The 22052-nt window shown below is 57.4% G+C and carries 13 protein-coding genes and 1 pseudogene; 11 read left to right on the top strand and 3 right to left on the bottom strand.

The genetic code is table 11. The annotated features are described in order from the left end of the window. Positions 1-252 precede the first annotated feature (252 nt). Positions 253-633 (bottom strand): response regulator, encoded by a 381-nt coding sequence (locus FA90_RS24245; protein WP_156116911.1) that lies wholly within the window; start codon positions 631-633, stop codon positions 253-255. A 443-nt stretch (positions 634-1076) separates the two neighbouring features. Here FA90_RS24245 and FA90_RS26720 point away from each other — a divergent pair, with 443 nt between their 5' ends. The 4 genes from FA90_RS26720 (at position 1077) to FA90_RS24225 (ending at position 7811) form a co-directional block, all read left to right on the top strand. Continuing rightward, on the top strand, positions 1077-1403 hold the full coding sequence (locus FA90_RS26720; protein ID WP_156116910.1) for a hypothetical protein: 327 nt from the start codon (positions 1077-1079) through the stop codon (positions 1401-1403). A 33-nt stretch (positions 1404-1436) separates the two neighbouring features. Beyond that, complete coding sequence (locus FA90_RS24235; RefSeq protein WP_156116909.1) at positions 1437-2204, top strand: sensor histidine kinase KdpD; 768 nt, start codon at positions 1437-1439, stop codon at positions 2202-2204. 344 nt (positions 2205-2548) lie between these two features. Further along, positions 2549-3568, top strand: a complete 1020-nt coding sequence (locus FA90_RS24230; protein ID WP_036177308.1) for a chemotaxis protein CheB — start codon at positions 2549-2551, stop codon at positions 3566-3568. Positions 3569-3686: 118 nt separating this feature from the next. Beyond that, positions 3687-7811 carry a CheR family methyltransferase gene (locus FA90_RS24225; RefSeq protein ID WP_036177302.1) on the top strand — a complete coding sequence of 1375 codons (4125 nt, stop codon included), beginning with the start codon at positions 3687-3689 and terminating at the stop codon, positions 7809-7811. A 303-nt stretch (positions 7812-8114) separates the two neighbouring features. Here the strand turns inward: FA90_RS24225 and FA90_RS24220 are convergent, their stop codons facing one another. Then, the gene (locus FA90_RS24220; RefSeq protein WP_036177297.1) at positions 8115-9044 is read right to left on the bottom strand and encodes an IS5 family transposase; all 930 of its coding nucleotides are present in this window, start codon (positions 9042-9044) and stop codon (positions 8115-8117) included. Between the two features lie 47 nt (positions 9045-9091). Between FA90_RS24220 and FA90_RS24215 the strand changes: the two genes are divergently transcribed. The 5 genes and pseudogenes from FA90_RS24215 to FA90_RS24195 all read left to right on the top strand — a co-directional run. Next, positions 9092-9403 (top strand): hypothetical protein, encoded by a 312-nt coding sequence (locus tag FA90_RS24215; protein ID WP_051972260.1) that lies wholly within the window; start codon positions 9092-9094, stop codon positions 9401-9403. Beyond that, positions 9404-10021 (top strand): hypothetical protein, encoded by a 618-nt coding sequence (locus tag FA90_RS24210; protein WP_036177290.1) that lies wholly within the window; start codon positions 9404-9406, stop codon positions 10019-10021. 1482 nt (positions 10022-11503) lie between these two features. Then, positions 11504-12499: a site-specific integrase gene (locus tag FA90_RS24205; protein WP_036177283.1), complete on the top strand. Its 996-nt coding sequence runs from the start codon at positions 11504-11506 to the stop codon at positions 12497-12499. A gap of 38 nt (positions 12500-12537) precedes the next feature. Continuing rightward, positions 12538-13422, top strand: coding sequence for a hypothetical protein (locus FA90_RS24200; protein ID WP_036177277.1), 885 nt, complete (start codon positions 12538-12540; stop codon positions 13420-13422). 74 nt (positions 13423-13496) lie between these two features. Next, positions 13497-13721 (top strand): annotated as a pseudogene (locus FA90_RS24195) (DDE-type integrase/transposase/recombinase); the annotation flags it as partial. Positions 13722-13891: 170 nt separating this feature from the next. Here the strand turns inward: FA90_RS24195 and FA90_RS24190 are convergent. Further along, on the bottom strand, positions 13892-15259 hold the full coding sequence (locus tag FA90_RS24190) for a replication initiation protein (protein ID WP_156116908.1): 1368 nt from the start codon (positions 15257-15259) through the stop codon (positions 13892-13894). A gap of 2241 nt (positions 15260-17500) precedes the next feature. On the opposite strand from FA90_RS24190, the gene FA90_RS24185 reads away from it, so the two are divergent. Both FA90_RS24185 and FA90_RS24180 read left to right on the top strand, forming a co-directional pair. Beyond that, positions 17501-18616 carry a ParA family protein gene (locus FA90_RS24185; RefSeq protein WP_239701095.1) on the top strand — a complete coding sequence of 372 codons (1116 nt, stop codon included), beginning with the start codon at positions 17501-17503 and terminating at the stop codon, positions 18614-18616. Positions 18617-18649: 33 nt separating this feature from the next. Continuing rightward, positions 18650-19702 (top strand): ParB/RepB/Spo0J family partition protein, encoded by a 1053-nt coding sequence (locus tag FA90_RS24180; protein ID WP_197065391.1) that lies wholly within the window; start codon positions 18650-18652, stop codon positions 19700-19702. Positions 19703-22052: the final 2350 nt, after the last annotated feature.

Raw genomic sequence — 22052 nt, 5'->3', positions numbered from 1 at the left:
CGACGAAATTGACGAAGTGGCCGATTGCGCCCCCTCTTGGCTTTAGACGGACCCATGGATGGTTCGATCCGACTCGCGAAGCCCAGCCGGAGGCAGGCTGACTTAGACAAAGCATCAATCCAGACTGAGCTGCCGAACCCCAAGAGCAACCTTGGCCTTCCGGTTGCGTGGCAGGGTTTGGTCGACCGTCGTTGGACGGACTCGGTGGCGCGCGACAACGCTCGAGATTTCAACAGGCATCCCATTCCGAGGCTAGTTCCAGCTCAACTGCGCTTGGGCGATCAAATTCTCCAAGCGCGCGGGCTTGACCAAGTGCGCGTCGAAGCCGCAAGCCGCCGTTCGTTCGCGCGAACCTTGATCTCCCCAAGCCGTGAGCGCGACGATTCGCGTCGGGGGGAACCATTCAGCGCCGCGCAGCGCCGACGCCACTTGGTATCCGTCCATCCCGGGCATGCCCAAATCGAGAAGAATAAGATTCGGTCCGAAGCTCTTCGCCAATTTGACGGCCTCCTCGCCACCATGGGCGACGGCGACTTCATAGCCTTTAAAAGCCATAAATTCGGCGACCAAATCCGCCGCGTCGGCGTTGTCGTCGACAACCAGCACCCGGCAACCTTTGTCCATTTGTCCCATCGTGAGTCTCCTGAGATGGCGCTTGCCAGGCGCGGATGAGATATGTTCACAGCATACTCCCAAGCGCGATTTCCTTCATTGCTGCACGGAAAATATCTTTACGGTGTTGCGCGTTAGCCTTGTTGAAAATGACAAAAATTTGAGGAAATCTCGTTTTGCTCCCGATGACCGTGCGCTCCGAACCAGGGATTTTTCAACAAATCGACGGGAAAATGTCCTAACCGACTTCAAAGACAAGCGCAAGCCTCTCGGGTCGACCACACGGCATTGCTGAAAATTAATAAATTTAAGCTTCGACTGGTTTATCATGGCAGGTTCGTTGCGCCAACCGCCACATGGGATACGCGGCTGCCGACTGAATGAAATTTTGACAATGATTCGTTTCAAGCTTGCAGTCGATGCCGATCCGCAGACCGACTGGGTGAAATGAGGGATCAAACGACATGATGCTGGCGACCGATCAAAATCCAGACGAGCATGGGATCACTCCACGAGCTCGGCAATTCCTCGCTCTGCGAGAGTCCGTGATGGAGCGATGGGAGCGCGAAGTGCGCGCGCGCGTCGAAGGCGCCGCCACGTTGCTTCGACCTGTGCTGACCAACACGCTTCCTGCGTTCTTCGACAACATCGGCGAAGCGCTCAGCGCTGAACATCCTCGAAGAAACGCCACGAGCTCAAACAATTCGGCGGCAGTGCACGGCGGCGAGCGGGCCAGGATGACGTCCTATGGTCCGGACCAAGTCGTCCACGAATACCAAATTTTGCGCTAGGCGATTGCTGCCGAAGCGACGACGCGGTTGGATTTGAGTCCCAAGGAATGGGCAGTCATCGACCGCTCGATCAACGCGGCGGTGCGCGAGGCGATCCGCGAATTCGCTTCCATTCAGGACGATCTGCGCCGCAAGCTCGCGGGAGCGCTTTCGCACGACATGCGCACGCCCTTGGCCGTCATCTCAACCGGCGCCCAGCTGATTGAATTGTCCAACGATCTCTCGACCAACAGACAGTTTGCGGGAAAGATCAAAGCCAACGCGCGCAGGCTTGAAGACATGATGTCCGACCTTCTGGACGCCTTGACCTCCAAAGCAAGCGATCAGCTTCCTTTGCAGCTTTCCGAATTCGACATCGCCGAGCTTCTCGCGGAGGTAGCCAAAGGCTACGCCGGAAACCATGCGTTGGAATTCTCAGTGACGGCGGAGTCGACGCGTGGATGGTGGTGTCGAAACACGCTCCAACGCGCGGTGAAAAATCTGATCAACAACGCGTTGACGCATGGGGCCGGCCGCAAGATCGGGTTGGCGACAAGCCATGTGCGCGGGCGCATGATGCTTTCGGTTCACAACGATGGGCAGCCGATTCCCAAGGAAAAGCAAAACGAAATTTTCGAATACGGCTCGCGCGGCGCAAGCCCGGCGGCGTCGGGCTGGGGGCTGGGCCTTGCCTTCGTGAAGCGCGCCACTGAAAGCCACGGGGGAAGCATCGCGGTCGACAGCTCCGAACAGACCGGCACCACGTTCCTCATCGATATTCCAATCGACTGCCGCCCTTTCGTCAAGAGCACAGCTGGCTGATTGTCAAATGTTGGCGTAGCTCTTGCCGCCTGTTGCGCTCGGCCGTGAATGGTGTTTCTAAGTGCAGTCGGCATGGTTGGTCGCCATGCCGATCCGTTTAACTTGTCTATGATTCGCTTGCCACAGCAGTCACCTAGCGTCAGCAACTGCTTTCGGTTTCTTCCTGCTTGTAGTGCCGACCTATAGATTTTCAGCCTGCCGCCCTGCTGTGCTGGCCTGAACGGCCGAGATCGGCCAAAAGCGGACTTGTCAAACTACGGTTTCACTACTTGAATTCGTGCTGAATGAGCTTGCCTTATCGGGGTAAACGTTACAATGGGTTTTGATGACTGACAGATCACCCAATGAATGTGCCTCAATGTGGCAATAGAAGAAACATCGTTGTCCTCGGTGCTTCTGCAGGCGGCGTCGAAGCCCTGCAGACGATGTTCGCCAGTTTGCCATCGGATACGGCAGCGAGCTTCTTCGTCGTGTTGCATATTTCACCCCATTCTCCGAGTCAGCTCGCCCGTATCCTGCAAAGAGTGACATCAATGCATGTCACCTCTGCCGAGGATCATCAGGCCATCATGCCCAACACGGTGTATGTTGCAACGCCCGACCGTCACCTGATGATCGAAGGCGATCGGCTCCGTGTCACGCGTGGCCCAAAGGAGTGTCGCGTCAGACCGGCGATCGATGTACTGTTCCGCTCCGCCGCATTGACATGTGGGCCGCGCGTCATAGGCGTTATCCTGAGCGGTGCTCTCGATGATGGGACAGCCGGGCTTTGGCAGATTAAAGATCGAAAGGGGCTGGCGTTCGTCCAGGCTCCCGAAGAAGCGCAGTACAGATCGATGCCCGATAGCGCAATCGAACACGTTGACGTGGATTTCGTCGGCACAATCGAGCAGCTAAGCGCCGCGTTAACACGGGAGACTATCTGTCACGCTTCATTACCAATTTTGCACGCGCCACGGATCAGCCAGGAAGTCGAAAACGAGGTTGCACTGGAGGGAAATGGAATGTATGCCGACGTGATGAAGCTCGGTAAGGTGTCGAATTACACCTGCCCAGAGTGCCACGGTGTGCTTGTGCAGATCGAAGACGGTATGCTCGTGCGCTTTCGCTGCCATACAGGCCATGCCTACTCGTTCAAGTCGTTGCTTGTCGAGGTTAATGAAGCGGTAGATGCGAGCTTGTGGTCGACGGTGAGAGCAATAGAAGAACGTATCCTTATCTTGAAGCAATTCGCCGATCTCGCCGAGGCGGCCGGCAAGGTAGCCGAGGCATTGAGCTTACGTCAGAAAGCAAATGTAGCCGAGGAAAAATGTGCATCGCTGCGCGCCCTTGTACTCGATACGGAGTTCTTTGCCAATGACTGAAAAGGGTGCTCTTCCATACTCGGCGCATCGTTCATGCTGATAAGAATTTTTTATCGTTTCTGTCGAACAGTTTAATGATTACACTACACTGGAGTGCTTAATTCGCCTAAAGCCTCCGATGAACGATACCGCCGCTTTACCCAGCACGCCGCCGACCGAACCTGATGTCGTGCCGAGCACAATCCAGTTCCCCGTCGTCGGTATTGGTGCGTCTGCCGGCGGGTTACCCGCCCTGCAGCGCTTCTTCGAGAACTTGCCGCAAAAAACCGGCATGGCATTCGTTGTCATCTTGCACCTGTCACCCAAGCACACCAGCACCGCCGACCAAGTGCTCCAGCGGACCACGCGCATGCCAGTTGTTCAGGTCGTCAAAGCCACGCAGATCGAGGCCGACCACATCTACGTTATTCCGCCCAACCATCATCTGACGATGATCGACGGCTTCCTTGGTCTGAGGCCGCAGGAGCGCCCCCGCGGCACCCACATTGCCATTGACCTTTTTTTCCGCATGCTGGCTGAAGTGCATCGCGAACGCTCGGTGGCGATCGTGCTGTCGGGCACCGGCTCAGACGGCGCTGTCGGTATCACGCGTATCAAAGAACAGGGTGGCATTACGATGGCGCAGCTGCCCGCCGACGCCGAGCATAACAGCATGCCAGAAGCGGCGATCCGCACTGGCACCGTGGACTTCGTGCTGCCCGTGACCGAGATGCCGCAGAAGCTGATCGATCTGTGGCAAAACGCGCGCATCATTGAGCTGCCGCCGACTGGCGATGGCGAGGGTTCTATTGCGCACCTGCCAGGTGAAGACAAGGCTCAGCTTGCTGAGGAAGCGCTGCAGCGTGTCGTACTACTCCTGCTAAACCGTACCGGCCACGACTTCAAGCAATATAAGCGCGCCACCGTGCTGCGCCGTATCGAGCGGCGCATGCAGGTACGGACCATGCACACCCTTCCGGAGTACTGCAAGCTACTGGAAGACGATCCGCGCGAATGCAATAATCTGCTGTCCGACATGTTGATCGGCGTGACCAATTTTTTCCGCGACCGCGAAGCTTTTGACGCCGTCGAGCGCGAAATCATTCCAGAACTGTTCAAGGACAAGAGCGCGACCGATGAGGTCAGGGTCTGGACGGCCGCCTGCTCTACCGGCGAAGAAGCATACTCGTTGGCGATGCTGCTGGCCGACCATGCCGGTGAGATGGCGCACCCTCCACGCTACCAGGTCTTCGCGTCCGACATCGACAACGACGCCCTTGCCCAAGCACGGAGTGGCACTTATCCGGCTTCAATCCTGACTGACATCGCGCCCTCGCGCCTGCGGCGTCATTTTAATAAGGACGATGATAGCTACAAAATCCGCAAAGGCGTCCGCGACCATATCCTGTTCGCTTCACACAACGTTTTGCACGATCCACCGTTCTCGCGGCTCGACATGGTCTCCTGCCGCAACCTGTTGATTTACCTGAATCGCGAAGTCCAGGCGCAGGTACTCGAGATGTTCCACTTCGCCCTCAAACCTGGCGGTTACCTGTTCTTGGGCAGCTCCGAGTCGGCCGAGTCGGTTACGGATTTCTTCGTCCCAGTAGACAAGAAAAATCGTATCTACCGCGCCCGCACTCGCACTGTCTCGCGCACCATGAGCCCCGGCATCGAGCTGCCGAGCCGCGTCAGCCGACTGCCCGAATCGATCCAGCGTCCGCCACCGCGGCGTCAGTTTTCGTATGGAGAGGTGCACCAGCGTGCAATTGCGCTGGCATCATCGCCCTCGCTGATGCTGGATCGCGAATCGAACATCGTCTACACATCGCAACGCGCAGGCCAGTTTCTGCGTCTGGGCGACGGCGAGCCATCGCGCAACGTACTAGGACTGATCACGCCTGAATTGCGTCTTGAACTGCGCAGCGCGCTGTACCAGATCCAGCAGGGAAATACGGCCATCGACTGCCGCCACATCCTGGTCGATGTGCTGGGGCGCAGCACTATCATCGGCATGAAGGTATCTTCGTTTCGCGACGAAGACAGCTCGGAAAGCTTCACGCTGGTCGTATTCAACGATGTGCCGCCCGAGGTGATGCCCGTCTCGGCCGGCGTCCTGCGCGACGACCAAGTCTTAGCCCAGCTCGAGGCCGAGTTGCAACGTACCAAAGAGCAGTTGCAGGAGACCATCGAGCATTCCGAGATCTCAACCGAAGAACTGCGCGCATCCAATGAAGAACTCCAGGCGATCAACGAAGAGCTGCGCTCGGCCACCGAGGAACTCGAGACCAGCAAGGAAGAATTGCAGTCGGTAAACGAGGAGCTCATTACTGTAAACTACGAGCTCAAGGTAAAGGTCGAGGAAACCAGCAAGGCCAATGACGACCTTAACAACCTGATCGCCTTGACGGACATCGCCACAGTGTTCGTCGACCGCGGACTGCGCATCAAGCGCTTTACGCCGCGCACTACCGATATCTTCAGTGTGATCGCCTCGGACCTTGGCCGCTCGTTGCTGGACCTGAACCATCGCCTGGACTATGACCAGCTCGCCGACGACGTCACTGCCACGTTTGAGACATTGCGCCCGGTCGAGCGCGAGGTCCGTAGCAATAACGGCCGCTGGTACATCGTACGCCTGCTGCCCTACCGCACCACCGAAGACAGGATCGAGGGCGCGATCATGACCTTCTTCGACATTAGTGAACGTCGCCATGCGGAGGAGCAGGCGCGCGTCAACGAAGCGCGCATGCAAATGGTGGCAGAAAGCACGCACGACTACGCCATCATCTCAATCGACGCCGAAGGCCGGGCCACCAGCTGGAACAAGGGCGCCGAGCGCCTGTTCGGCTACACCGAAACCGAGATGCTCGGCAATTCGCTTGAAGTCCTGTACACGCCTGAGGACCGCGAGCGTGGTGCGCGCGAGGACGAAATGTATCGCGCCCGCGACGAGGGCCGTTCTGAGGATGGACGCTGGCATCTGCGCAAGGACGGCAGCCGCTTCTATGCCAGTGGCGTCACCAATCCTCTCGGGCCGGGCGCGGCATACGGCTATGCCAAGATCGCGCGCGACGAAACTCAGCGCCTTCGCCAGATGAGCGAACGCGACGAAGCGATGAGCCACGAGCGTACCGGCGCCGAGCATGCCTCAGCCGTCAAGGACCAATTCCTTGCGATCATGTCGCATGAACTCCGCCAACCGCTCAACATGATCAGCATTAATGCCGACGTGCTGGCACGCATTCCCGAAGTGCGCGCCTCCAGCCTCGCTGTGCGTTGCGCCGAAACGATTCGCACTTCCGTCGTTAGCCAAGCTAAGATCATCGAAGACCTGCTCGACCTGTCGCGCATCCGTACCGGCAAGATGGCCCTTTCGGTGGCGCCAATCCAGGCCAGTAAGGTGGTCGAAGCCATTATCGACGTGGCGCGGGCCGACCCGTCCGCCCAGGGGCTGCAATTTGCAACCAGCATCGACGACACCTTGGCCGTGATGGCCGACGCCGTGCGTTTCGAGCAAATTGTCATGAATCTGCTCAGCAACGCGATTAAGTTCACACCACAAGGTGGCCAGATCGCAGTGAACCTTGCTGCCGATCACGGCATGATGCGGCTCGACGTGGTGGACAGCGGCCAAGGCATTGCGTCGGCCAGCCTGGACAAGGTGTTCGAGATGTTCGGCCAGCCGAATTCGGTCACCACTCGCGCCAAAGGTGGACTGGGCATTGGCCTCGCGCTTGTTCGGGAACTCGTCAGCCTGCATGGCGGACGCATCCAAGTTCATTCGGAAGGCATCGGCAAGGGCGCCTGTTTCACGGTCTGGCTGCCGCTCGTCGAGCAAGATGGCGATGCGGTTGGCGGCGTACCAGACGACGAGCAGCTCGACATTGCCGGACTACGTGTGCTGCTGGTCGACGACGTCGAGGATGCAGTAATGATTATGCAATCGCTGCTGGAAATGTACGGCGCCAAGGTGCAGGTCGCTACCAGCGCCCGGCAAGCCCTCGACATTCTCTTGCGCGAGGATATCGAGCTACTTGTGTCCGATATCTCAATGCCCGACATGGATGGCTATGGGCTGCTGCGCGAGATCCGCAAAATGCCGCGTTATGCTGGCCTGCCAGCAGTCGCGGTGACGGGACTAGGACGCGAGCAAGACATTGCCGCAGCGCGTGAAGCAGGCTTTTCGGCCCACCTCGGCAAGCCACTAGAGGTTGAGCGCCTGCTGTCAATCATTTCAGGCTTGCACAAGCGGCAGGCATGATTCTAAACCTCGTACGTAGGTCGCTCGACGGGACGGTGTAGAAATATGTCGTCACGTTACTCGCTAGTCTTACACTAAGACGTCTAGCCCTCAGTGAGACGTTTAAAGAACACGTCGAGAAAGGTACATTCTTATGCACATACCCAATCATCGTGCTTGGCTCTGTTCCGGCCGGTCATAACGGGCCGTGGGTTCCACTCTGGCAACCCGCTCTGCTATTTGGACGGCTAATATCGACCAATAGCAAACGGCTTTGTTGAGCAAATCAAGCAAAGGCCGAGCTGACGCTATTTGTAGTTCGTTTTATAACACTGGGACCGTCATCGGGGTACCCAGCCGAGTAAAGCGGTTCAGCACGGCAGCTCGTACCTGTAGCTCAGCGACCTGACGGTCAAAATCACGCGCCATGACGCGTTCGCCCAGCAGCTTGAAGCAGCGCATTTTGGTTTCGACAAGGCTGCGCCGGTGGTAGCCGCTCCATTTTTTCCAGATCGCCCGGCCCAGTCTGCGTGTCGTGTGCAGAATCTCGTTGCGGGCGTCCGCGCCGCGGCGATTGGTCTTCCAGGGTTTGGCGTTCTTTCGGGTCGGGATGATGGCATGCGCTTCGCGCAAAGCAATGGCCTCATGGCAGTCCTTCGTGTCGTACGCGCCGTCGCCGCTGACGCTGGCAATGCGCTCATCGGCAGCAATCTGGTCGAGCAGCCCCGGCAGGACAGGTGCATCGCCGATGCTGTTATCGGTCACCTCCATGGCACGGATTTCGAGCGTGGACGCGTCGATTCCGAGGTGCACCTTGCGCCATTGGCGCCGGTAGTCTGCGCCATGCTTTTTCCTCTTCCATTCGCCTTCGCCCAGCATCTTGATGCCTGTGCTGTCCACCAGCAGATGCAAGCCCGTCGTGGTCGGTACTGCCCCGATCGCCACTTGCAGCGTTTTCTGCCGCCGGCTGATCGTACTGAAGTCCGGTGCCGGCCAGTCCAGCCCGGCCAGGCGCAGCATGCTTTGCGTCATGCCCATGGCCTGGCGCAGCGGCAAATTGAATAGGCACTTGATGCTCAGACAGAACTGGATTGCCTCGTCGCTGAACGTCTGGCTGCGCCCACGCTTGCCGCTCGGCTGACCATGCCAGTTCATCGTCGGATCAAGCCAGATGAGCAGCGAGCCGCGTGCCTTGAGCGCTTCGTTGTACGTCTTCCAGTTGGTCGTGCGGTACTTCTGCGGAGCTGGTTTCATCTGTTCAGGCTACCAGACCTCACGGCCGTACGCTGGTCGGGGCTGATTTGCGCAACAAAGCCACGCTCAAGTGCAAAGTTATCATCTATGAAAACGCGTTCTTTGGGCCTGTAGAAATCAACGGCGTGCGTCTGTCCGAAACCGCTGTTGCCAAGAAATACGCTAGCCAAATAGCAGGGGTTGTGCAGATCTACGAACTGGATCCAGGTACTGGTGGTGCTGACCTGCGTGAAACGATGGCAAACAAGCTTACCTTCGATGAAGCACAGGCTTTCTCAGGTTTTCGGCTCATGCGCAAGCAACGGCTCAAGATGTTTGAACGCGCAATTTTTAACCAGCTTGCTGCGATTGGACTATAAATGAATATCGAATCGGAAAAAAAACGTATCGCTGAAGCTGTGTTTGCTGTAACCGGGCAGAGGCTGCCGGAGGACGATGCGCTTGTTGTCGCCGCACTTTTTTACGCAAATACGGTACGACGAGCTGGCGATGTAGCTGTGCAGGCAATTACTGATGCCGGCAGCCAAATGACCGAGGATATCAAGAAAACGCTCGACGAAGCCATTGCTGCGATACAGGCCTCGGTTGACCAACTGCAGGCCGATGTACAAAAGGCAGCGAAGGCAGCCGAGTCAGCGTCCCAGGTCGCTTTGGCGGTTTCTCGTCAGGCTGCAATTCAGCAAGGAGCTTTCGTCGAGATATTGGACGCTGGAATGAACAAGCACACGCAGAAGGTTTTACGTGGCCAGCGGGAGCCTGTCGTCAAAGAGATCGTGCCGCGCCTGCGTATGTTAGCTGCTGGGTTAGGGGGAGCTCTAGCATTCGGGTTGGCGAACTTTGCGGCCTGTGGGTACAGCCTATCATGGGTGAACGACGCATCTACTGGCCGAGAGTTCCTCCGCGCAGTGCCCTACCTGTCGCCCGATTTGAGGGCGGCACTCATTGCCGAACTTGAGAAATTTCAACACAACAAGTAGCCGGCCGTCCACCTAGCATGTCCGACTAGCGCCGCTGAGTTCGTTTGGTACCGGGGTTACATGAACGAGCACGTCGATGACGTGATGCCAGCGGCGCGCATAGGGGAGTTGCAACAAGTGAAGAGAGTATATGCAAGCATCCCAAGTCGAAAACACAAAGGTTACAGGCGCCGAACGCGGCCGTAAGGATGCAGTTCGTGCTTTCCACTGAGCTAAGCTTCGTCCTGCCGCCACATACGGTGGCTGGGCATGATCGATGCTCGGCCCACGCGGCATTGCGAGGCAAGGGCGACTACCGGGCCGGTAACTAACGTCACAAGACCATATTGGCATCTGGTCATGGTTGCGTTCGCTGGTGCTTTGTCTTCGCTGGACCGATCTTCGCCCCTTGCGGCTACCGTTTTTCATAGACGAGCAATTCGTCGGTCGGACGCCAGCTTTGCGTGCTCTGCCGCTCCTTGATCGCGACTTGAAGGCCTGGCTGATTACTGACATCGAGAAGCGCCAACCTCGCAAATAAGCGACCCATCTGAAGCCGGCCACGCATCGCTGAGCACTCCGATTCTCGGCAGCCTAGTTGACTCGCGCCGCTTTAGTCGCTTGCTATTGTTCGTTCTTGGACGAGTACGCACCCAGCGCGCAGCGCCATCAACAGGGCACCGACCCGTTGCCACAGCAAAGCGAGGGATGTATGCGCGCCGACCATACGAAAAGAATACGAAGATCATCGGCACGGACCAGGTACGCGCGAGTGCCAGAAAGTACTGCGCCTCCTTCACCATACGAAGGTCCGCCTTGCAACGCAAGCCCTTAGAAGCTGGGGAACCGATGTCGCCGGTAGTGCACGTTGAGCGTGTAATGTACTTGTACCATCACACGGGCCATGCGGTGACCCTCGGTTGGCTGGACTTTCTTGTATTGGCGAGGACGATATGCCGCGACATTGATTGGCGTCGCATCCTGGCATCTACTGAAAATGGTTGCATCAGACGCTTACTCGGTCCTTTCTAAATCGCACAGCAAGCACCTAAGGGCACTGAGATTGATAGACCCGGTCTGTGCCATGCATGTCACAGAGTGACTTGAGGTAATCATGGAACAGCGAATTTAGGTATGTATGGACAAGCTGGCAGTCCTCGTGGGTATCAGGCATATGCTGAAATGTCATATTCCCGATTAACAAACAGCTAAACCCTTACACCAACCCTCCAGACACGTTCTGGGCGACTCAAAGACCGCCCGTCGCCTGACCGCCCTCGCCACGGTACTAAAAGAGTGAAGGGAGTGAAAAGAACAAAAAGAGAGCAGAGAATGCCCCCGGCCCGTCACCGCCAGTCCGAGGCAGGGGCTTACCCCATCGGGTTGGTCGGCACCCTTGTTTGTTAATCGAATTTATGACATAATGATTGGTGAGAAATTTCGCCCTGCTGTCGTATTCGACCCACGCCGACGCCTTCGCCACCCCAACCGATCAAGCTACTTATGACCGTGTCCAACCAGTGGGACGCCAATCCTGTCGCCGCTTTCCAGGCCTTCATCGACAGTCCCGACTTCGTCAAGACCAGCCGACGCCTCGGCCAGGGCACCCCGTCGCCGGTTTCCAAAAGGTCGGCCCACGTCTACAAGGCCATGTTCAATAAATTCGCATATTGGATGCACGCTGAGCGCCGCGCGTTCTCGCATCTGGGCGAACAGGATCTGGTGGGCTTCGTCAGCCAGCTGCGCGGCAAGGGCGAGCAGGACAGCGGCATCACGCAACGCTACCTGCGGCTGATCGAACGCTGCTTCGAACATCTGGCCGTCGCCCCTAATCCAGCCACGATCGCACTCAAACTGGCCACCGACAACCACTACCTCGGCAAAGACAAGCGCATGGCCGTGCTCGATGCCAATCAGGTCGACCTGTTCGTCAGCGCCCTGCCCCCGATGCGGCCGGCGACCAGGACGCGCAGCGACCGCAAACCGCTCGGCTGGAAGCAGCGCCGTACACACGCGATGCAGGCCACGATCCTGTTCAGCGGGCTTCGCGTGGCCGAAGCCGTAGGCCTGCAGATCACGGAAGTGGACGATCCATTGGGCGAGGGCGATATCGCACTCAGGATCACGCCCGAAGGCAAACACGACACGAGCTATGAGCACAGTACGATCCTGCGCAACTACGGTGCAGTGGCGCTACGAGCCTGGCTGATCGAGCGCAAGCAGCTCGACATTCCCGGGTCACTGGTGTTTCCCTCGAACGTGAGGGGTGAGCCGCTAGAACCAGGAACGGTCTATGACCAGGTCAAGGCCACGTTCGAACGCGCTGGCATCGAGGTCGGGCGCCAGGGCGCTCGCACCTTGCGTAACACGTTTGCAGTGGGAAAATTACAGGAGGGCGTGGATCGTGAGGAAGTCAGAGAGTACCTCGGCCTCGCCCTTGACCGCTCGACAGAAATCTATGAACTGGCTGCTGGCTGTCCGAAAAAGGCAGTGATGTGAACAGGACGGGACAGGCTTAGCATGCGGTCGATCGATAAATGAAAGTTTCCGAAATCGCTGTTATTCTTGACCAAGCCAAGCTGCCGGCGTTGACTCGCGAGCAGCTGCACGAACTGGCCAGGTCCGACGCGGGCAAAGGCTTTGGGCTGGCGCTGCGCGCGTTCGCCGCGGGCGACGTTGCGCAGCGTGACGCGCTCGAGGCGACGGTGCGCGCGGTCGACCCGCGCGTGCGCGCAACGTTGCGCGGTTTGGGCGCCAGCGCAGCACTCGACGAGCTTGTGGCGATCGCACGCGTGGAGCAGCGCCGGTTCTTCGATGCCGTCGAGGCGATCGCGCAGCGCAGCACCCGCGCGGCCGGTGCGCGTCGCTACCTGGTCGAGCTGGGCGTCGTACCCGCCCTCACCTCTTCGCCAGCTGCGGAGCGGGCGGCGCCGCCGTACTACAGCTTCCACATCTTCGGCTCGTCCGCTGCGCTGTGCATCAGCGAAGCGTGCACGAGAAAGGGCAACCAGCACACGGTCCAGATCGAGGGCACGATCGCCCTGGGCGGCGCCGGCGGCCGCCGCGCGTTCGACTGGCCGAACAAGATCACGGTCCAGCTCACGGTGCAGGAGTGCTACCAGCTGCTGGCGCTGCTCGAAAACAAGCTAAGGTCGTTGAAATTCGACGGTCATGGTCGCGAGCACGACAAGTCGCTTTGGATCGAGTTCCAAGACTCGCACTACTTCGTCAGGCTCATCCAACGCAATCGCACGGCGGTCTCGGTACCGGTGAGCGCCGTGGACGCGATCCCGATCGTTTCACTGCTGTATAAGCAGCTGCTCGCGAATGAGCCTCACCTGGCCGTGTCCCACATCCAGACGATGACCGATCGACTTGCCTCCATGACCGAGGCGATGCTCACTCGAGGCGTGCGGCGCTGAACGTGCGCGTCTTAGGGTTGGCCTTGTTTTAGGCTGATCGCACCTGTCTTAAGTCCGTAATCGACGTGAGGGAGCTTCGCTCGTCAAAATACCTGAACAATCTGATCGAGCAGGACCATCGCAACATAAAGACCAGGCTGGGTGTCATGCTCGGACTGAAGAGCTTCGCTTCCGCTGCCACGACAATTCGTGGCGTTGAGCTCATGCATCGCATTCGCAAAGGCCAGTTTGACCTGCGAGCCCTGGCAACTCAGGGGCAAACTCCGTCCGAAGTCTGGGCAGCTGTCCTGGCTGCATGAACTGACAGGGCATCCGGCTCAGCCTACTCTCCCCCATCCAGAATTTGCACCAGAACCGGCGACTGTCGCTTAGCGTCCGTGACGCGCATTCTGCGCGAGCAGCCATGCCTCGGGTTGTTGGTGTTTCGGGGTTTGCAGCAGGCTGACCGGTCGTGCGAGTCGGTTGACGCTTAAATCAAGACCTGACTCTTGTCCGCAAAGTGGGACAATTTTTCCACCGTCGGTTCACCCCAAAGGGCGTCCGCGTACCATAGGCTGAGGGCGGTACGCGTCACACCGTGCTCGAGTGCTTTATCGAGCGTCGGTACTTTGCCGGTGGCCTGCCCTTTGAACTGTTCGTAGGTCGCCGTGCGCTGGTCAGCATCCATTTCCTTGAACACGTCCAGAGCGAGCTTGGCACGTGCAGCCAAAAAGCGCTCGAGCAAGGTCGGGCCATCTGGCACTACACCATTTTTGACCTTTGGTTCGGCCTTTTTTTCTGGCAGTTTTGCATCGCTCTTTAATGCCCAGCGCAGATACGCGACCTTCGAATGGATCGGTCCGCCACTGGCGGCGCTGATCCGCGCCTCGACCACTGCCAGGGCCTGGCTGATTTTCTCGTCCGAATACTCACCGATGACGTTACTGCCCTCTTGCTGAGTCATGCCCAAGGCCATCAACTTTTCGAGCAAGCTCAGGTCGATCGTAAAGGGGGTGCGTGGTTCGTTCTGGGTCTCGGGCTTGAACTCGACGCGGAACTGCAATTGCTGGACGCGCCGGCCCAGCTTGTGCTCGATGAGTTCCACCTCGATGTCAGTCACGCGATTGACTTCGGCGATGGCATTTTTGAGGACGTCCCGCTTGAAGTACTTGTACTCAGGGAGATCTTCTGGTTTTTCCGGCATCGGGTTACCCGTGAGTAGTCCGTACCAGTGCTCGACACTGTACGTCGACGTCAATTTCGATGGATTGGTCGCATAACGTCGGCACAACTCGTACAGTGCGAGCGCCGTGCCTGATTTGAGTAAGCCTTGGTAGTGAATGCTGAGCCGGGTATAGGTTTCCGGCTGCATCACACTTTCGTGCACTTCGGGCGGGAAGGCGAACCCGACCCACACTTGGCCGCTACGGCTGTGTAGGCCCTTCGGATTGACGAACGTGACCGACGCAATCAGACGCTCACTTGTCCACTGACGATCAGTCTCCAGCAGCAGTTTGATGTCTTGCATTTCTGCGATCTGCTCGCGCAGAAACTGCATGTCGCGGCTGTCATAGCTGGCATTTCTGGCCAAGACCGAGAGCGGCACCCAAAAGTATTTTTGCGCCGCTGGCGTGTCGATCGGCGCGTCTTGTCCCAGCTTACGAATGCGCTGGGCGTGGTACATAAGGACGTTGAAGACCTTGCGATTTAATAGGGTTAGTCGGCCCGACACGACCCGTAAACCAATCGCTTCGTTGGACTTACGGATCTCCAACTCTGAACGTGGCGCTGGGGGCTTGTTCGCCATGTCGACGAGATCGCCACTAGCGGCAGCGGTGTCTTTGCTCTTGTCTGCCACTTGCCCTTCCCCCGTCCTCGCCACGCCGCGTTTACCAGTTGCCAACGTGCATTATTACATGAGTTATCAGGAGTGAGTCAAGCGTATTCACCTTAGTAAGGGTGAAATGTGGCTTTCACCAATCATCGTCTCCCTGTAATTCCTCACCTTCAAGCGCTGACAGCATACCGAGTCACCGTAAAAGCTCACCTTTAATCCATCCGGAGAACGCGCGCAAGGCTGGCGCATAAACGATGAGCCCGCAAGCACAACATCGAGGGCGAAACGCCACCAGGTGATGGTGATGACCAGCGTTTCCGATCATCTTAATTTTGGATGTCCCTGCACAAGCTCACCTTTGAGACCCGGAGCGACGATATGGTCCCTGTGGACCCTCACCTTCTACCGTGATCAGGACCATTCGCCGCAGGGTTGCCGGTAGCAGACACACGCCCAAGTCCACGTAGACCACAAAAACGTCAGTTCAAACAGCAGCCGATGCTACAACGGGGTCCCCGTACAATCTCACCTTCCGGGTCGGTTTGGCGTTTGAGCCCCTGAAACCACTCACCTTAACAAGCGATACGGGTGACAATCAAACTAAGCGCCGCTGATAGTCCGTTCGCCTTAAAATGTTGTCCTCGGTCAGCAACCAGAGGTCCCCGTAGGATCTCACTTTCAGCATCAAGGTCCCTGTGTATGCTCACCATTTCTTCCGCTCGTCCCCGGACGCACTCACCTTTGGTGCGCTACCTACCTGAACCCGCTCACCTTCGGTTCCTGCCCTCTCTCACCTGGCGCTCGCCCAGTCCCTGTACAGTCTCACCCATGTCCCTGTGAAATCTCACCGAAGTGACTGGACAGTCTCACCTCAATCTGGTGCAACCCGCATGGATACTGGCTTCCAGCGACCGTAAACAGGTAAACCAGGGTTAACTTTGTTTTTCAACCAAAACCACTCAATACATGTGGGTTTTTAGGCATTAGATCAAAAACCCCTAACCCGCTACTAGCTGACTAATATGACGGTGTAACGCGCGAAGGCTGGGTCCCTGACTCAATCGCCAGCATCATCGAGGACAACTGCAGTATGCGGTATCGGTTTCCAAATACGCTCGGCTGCATGGATGAGGCCTGTTCGCTATGTTTTGGGTATATCGGCGTGACTGAACGTCCGCATCCTGTTATGACCGACTGTTACCCGTTACTAGGCACTTGAATGTGCGCTGATACCAGCCTGCTATGTCCCCGTCGAAGCTCACCTGCCGATGCGCTAGTCCCTGTATCGGCTCACCAAAGCCATTCCACGTCCCTGCTCACACTCACCATTGAGGTTATGGGTACCTGAATGCACTCACCTTGTCTCCCTGCATCATCTCACCCGACAGCCTTGACCTCCCCGGAAGACCTCACCAATGTCCCTGTATGAGCTCACCGAAGTGACCGTACGGTCTCACCTCAAACCGCGGAGAACCGCATGGCTGCTGAGTTTCAGCGACCGTAAACAGGTAAACAGGGGTTAACTTTGTTTTTCAAATAAAACCTCTCAATACGTACACAATGTACATTGGTTTGCCAACACGACGCCCAACAGAACATCACAGACCTTATATTGCCTCACTGGACGTATGACTTTCTGCCGACATGTCGGTCTGCTAGCTGCGCTGGATACACAAACAAACGTCGAGCACGTGATTAACTCCCTGTAGGGTCTCACCTTACCTGCGCAGTTGGGAAGGGGTAGTTCCGATCCGCTGTCCCTATGGAAGCTCACCTTGGCTGTCGTCTGACGGGTGACTAGTGGGGCTAGAAGAGATTTTACGCGCACGCATGCGTGAGCTAGTCCCTGGCCAATCTCACCTTAGGAACGCCGCCGATCGTGCTCTACAGTTGGCGGCCTCACGACGCGATCTCGGGTCGCCCTACAGACAGGTCCCTGTAGGGGTTCACCTTTGAGACACCGCGTTCGGCTTTTGCCCGAATACGCGAAAACGACATAACGTTGCTGTACCAGTTCAGCTAGCACCGGATCAACTGCACCACATTCTGCAAGCTGTTCCAATACGACAAGCTCATTAGGCAAGTCCCTGTACGGTCTCACCTTAACCTAAGCGTTAGTGGGTAAACGTTCCTTGCAAGGCAAGCGCTTAAAGTTAGTAACCCGGGATTGTTGCAAGGATTTATCCTGAAATGTAGATCTTTTCCTTGCACGGAAGGATTGGTTAGGAGAAAATTACGACATCAAATTTCGGGGAGACGGACTTGGGACGTAAAACATTCAAGGTACAAGGCGTGGCAAAGCTGCTCGGGATTAGCGTAGATTCGGTACGCCGTGATGCGGACGAGGCCAGTCTGCAGATCGAGCGCCAAGGCGGAAGTGGACCAAAGACACGGATTTTTACGGTAGAAAACGTCTTCGATTTGGCGGCTTACCGCGCACGCAAATACAACCTCGCTCCCAAGCTCAAACGTATTTTGACGGTTTATGCGCCTAAGGGGGGCGTTGGCAAAACGACGATCAGCTCGAACATCGCGTGCATCCTTGCGCTGATGGGATTGCGCGTACTGGTGGTGGATCTCGACTTCCAAGCCAACCTCACGATTTCGTTCGGTTACGACCCTGAACTCACACCAGAAGAAGCCACAGCCGCGGGGCTCGCACAATCGACCTGTGTCGAGCATCACCTTGGTCATTTGTTACCGCAGTGGCAGCAAAATGGTGCGGTACGACCGCTCGCCGACGTGATCAAGAGGCCCTACGGCGAAAACGGCCCGCACCTGATTCCGTCAGAAGTGACGCTTGACCGACTCGAAGCGCTGTTTACGGTGGATGCCATTATGGGCAAGAAGCCAGAACTGGCGATTGCGCGCTGGCTTGACGAGGGACTGTCCGGCCGCAACCCGAACCTCGATCTCTCCCAGTATGACATCGTGATGTTCGACGCACCGCCAGCGAAGAACCAGACGACTCGCGGCGCCTTGCTCGCGAGTGATTTCGCGGTGGCGCCGGTGTCAATGGAGCGCTATAGCACGAAGTCGGTGTCGTATCTCGCGGACGTCATCGGCGAGATGAAAAACACGTATAGCAAGTTCCCCCAGTTGTCCGTACTCGGCAACTTCTTCGACGCGAAGCGGGTCCGGGTCGCGGCCCAGGTGATTGCACTGACCAGCAAGTACCCCGAAGCGTGGATGGACAACCAGATCAGCTCAAGCGAAGAATTCAAGAAGGTGCTTGACGAAGACGATGGCTTGCCACTGGCCTTGTCCCGCCCTACAAGTGCGCCTGCTGATGAGTTACGGGCGGCAACTCGTGAGTTGGTTGAGCGAATGGGCATGTTGAGCTTTAGCCCGCAGAAAGAAGGCCTGCGCGTGGCGTAAGCAGCGCTGGGCATGGATAGATACGGAGATTTTGTGACGAAACACCAGCAAACTGAGGCCGATTTCAATGCGTCCTTGGCCGAACGCCTGCGTAGCCCTGGCCGCACCACCGCGCCGATGCATATGAACGATTTACCGAGCGGTCCATCGAAATCCTTGACCGACCTGTTGAGTGACAGCCAGCAACAGGAACGTCAGCCGACCGATAAGATCGTGGTTGCGCCGACGGTAGAAGAAGTGACGTCGCCGTCGCGCCGCATTCCGCTGCACTTAATCGTCGACTCGCCCTATCAGCCGCGAAAAAAGTATGACGAGACCGAACTACAACTGCTCGGCGAAACCTTAAAAGGCCGTGGGCAAGACGAACCGATCACGGTTCGGGCGCTTGATAGCGGCAAATTCGAGCTGATCGCTGGTCATCGCCGCGTTCGCGCCGCACGGCTAGTTGGCTGGTCCGAACTTGACGCCCGCGTCATGCACTTATCTGACCGCGACGCGTGTTTGGCGACGCTGGTCCACAACGAAAGCAACGTCAAGCTGTCGGATTATGAACGCGGCTTGGCCTACCGGACGGCATTGAAGGAAGGCTACGCGTCGACGCAAGCTGAGGTGGCAACTGTGTTCGGTTGCACACAAGCCCGCGTGTCTCAATGTTTGAGCCTGTTCGATTTGCCCGTATCGCTGCTCGAACTCATGGCGAAGTACCCGGAACTTGTCACCTATCGCAAGGCGCGGGTCATCAAAGAGGCATTAGCCAAACATCCAGATGGCGAGAACACGATCGTGCGCTCCGCCGAGGTGTTGATTGACAAACCCCAGATGGACCAAGCTGAGCTGCGCGCCGTGCTGCTCAAGCCGTTTGAGGCGAAGCGGGTTCGCACCAAGGCACCGACACCACGCACCATCAGCGACAAGAACGGTGAATCCGCCTTTCGCGTCCAAGTGAAGTCGCGCGATATCGTTATTCAGGTCGAAGATGGGGTCGACGTCGATGTTGCCCTGCAGCGCGCCATGGCGGCGTTGCGGGAGTTGGCTGGTACCCTCGAGCTCCCTAAGAGGGACAAGTTGTCGAAGACGTCTGGTTGATCGAGCGTCGCCTCGTCGTGAGTGACATGGAAAACGTGTCGCGCCGGGGCAATGAGTAGTTTAAGGGTGCCGGTAGCGCCCTTTGTTGTTCTAGCGGCGATGCGTTCATCCCGGCGCCGAGCAGTTAAAGCTAAATCTGATCGTTTTGCGTGAGGAGACTGGCTCCTAGGCTGTAGGCTCCAGACGTCCATTTCGACCCAAGCGATAGACGTAGACATACTGCCCCTCTTCATCGTCGCGATCGGGAACCGCTGACACGCGATACCGCACCCGACGTACCACTTCACCAATACGGAGCGGCACCGCTCTACCGAACAAAGGTGAGAGCCTACAGGGACTCACCATCTGGCCTGACCTATCAATTTGACATACCAGGGCACGTGCGCTGCCCATAGTGGGGCGTACGACGTGTTAGCGGCCATTTACCAATGTCCGGTCGCAAAAACGGGCGCCTACGCCTCGTGCTGAAATCGAAAGGTGAGCGTCTACGTGAAGCGGGATGTACGGGATGTGTAGATCGCATGAGCATCGCAATGCTGGCGGTGCGTCGTTCATATGCAATGACGGTCATTCCAGTCTTCCCGCAGGTTATTGCTGCTCTGCTTGGATGCATGCGGAGAAAACCTGACGCTCTTTAGTCAGCCCACATGGCATCGGCCATAAGGTGAGCTTCGCCAGGGACTGTCCTACTGCCGCTGCTGAGATGTGCTTTCCTTGGCATCGGAGGCTGTTGTTCCACCAGCGTGGCATGCCGCAGGCACCAGTCTGTGCGACTGATCGCGTCATGCAGGTCAGTGCGATGTGGTTTACATGGTATTCGTTGCCTAATAGGCCTAGGTGGCGGTCCTCATTAAACGTGTGTCGGACGAAAGGTGAGCCCGCCAGGTAGGAGACGACGTTAGGGTGAGCCTTTACGGGGACTGTGTCGTGCGCGAACGCACCGTCTACACTGCGGAGACTCACAGGGCACGTACCCACTGCCATTCCCAAATAAGCCCCTGTACAGCAAATAGTCGATGTCGCTCTCGATAGAACACGTGGTTGCGACGCCTACTAGATTGGACGCTACTGCCATGGCTGTTGTTCTCAGAACGATGGGGTACCCAGCCTGATTCGCAGCGCCCTATCCCCTGAGCGCATCCGCAATCTGTTCAATCGCGTACATGGTTCTCGATAGGCATGAAGGTGTTGCCAATTGGAACGAGCACAGACGCCTTGGCGCGTGTATGGACGAGAGACGTCCTGAGCTTTCGCCGATGTATCCTGCGGAGATTCGGCATGTCGTCAAAAGGTGAGTACGATCAGGGACGTAATGCAAGCTTCATATGCTAGGTGGTTACGGCGCGCGGCGGCTAGCGTGGCAAGGTGACAAGTTTGCTGCATCATGCGACGGAAGCCGGGAAGTCGTGACTAATTGCCCGGATAGTACGATCGATGTGCGCGTATGCGCTCGACAGTTGGGCAGTGACCGCTGCTCGAATTTTGCAATATATGCTGCTTATAACCGGGTCGTGGTGACGGTTGTCGGGCAGCTGCGCCCACAACGGTAGTGACCGGACTGCAGAGAAAGGCCCGAACGATCGGTCCACGGTGCCGGCACCCGCGGGTGAGCCAACTTGGGTGATGGATGCGCTGTCGCGTGTAGCCACATTAATGCACTTGGTCTTTCGCATCGGTGAGACCTCACACGCGAAAGGCTGCTCAAACAGTCGCATCGTTTATGTGCACATGTGCGGTTTTCTTAATTGTGCGGGGCCGCTCGATTGTCTACTGCAACCCGAGGCGATGCGCACTCGGCTCTTACTTCGCGCTGTCCTTCTTACTCTGGCACGCGCTGATGTTCAGGAAGCGACAGTCATGCGAGCTGACGATCACAACCGCTTATGTTTGGTCGAGACCGTGCAAACGTCCAGGCTGTTGATATCGCAACCACGCGCGCCACTTCCTGTATGCAACGTGAAGCGTAATATAAGCTGCTTACAAAAAGGTCCAGCGATCTCATGTGCCCTCTATCTTATATAAGCTGCTTATAAATGGTTGTGGAACCATTGTCGCCGGATAGGGAGTGTCGGTCGACAGTCCGGATCTGATCCGTCACACCATCGCCTGCCATGTCGGTCTGAACGCTCACCAATTCGACTTCACATGCTGGACGGCCGCGTGCTGCTGATCTGCGTGGGCGTCGTGCCCCAGGCGGCGGGAACCACCCAATATAGTCACGTTGCTCGGCGGCGCGCCATCGCGCCGGACGCGGGTCCTTGCCAAGCGCCGCAAGTATAAGCTGCTTATAAATACGGAGTGTCGGAACGCGCGAGGTGTCGTCCGCCCGGCGTTATAAGTTGCTAATCTC

Origin of the sequence: Massilia sp. 9096 (assembly GCF_000745265.1) — a bacterium.
Classification (GTDB): domain Bacteria; phylum Pseudomonadota; class Gammaproteobacteria; order Burkholderiales; family Burkholderiaceae_D; genus Telluria.
The sequence above is the reverse complement of the archived record's forward strand: the minus strand, read 5'-3'. Positions and strand labels throughout refer to the sequence as shown.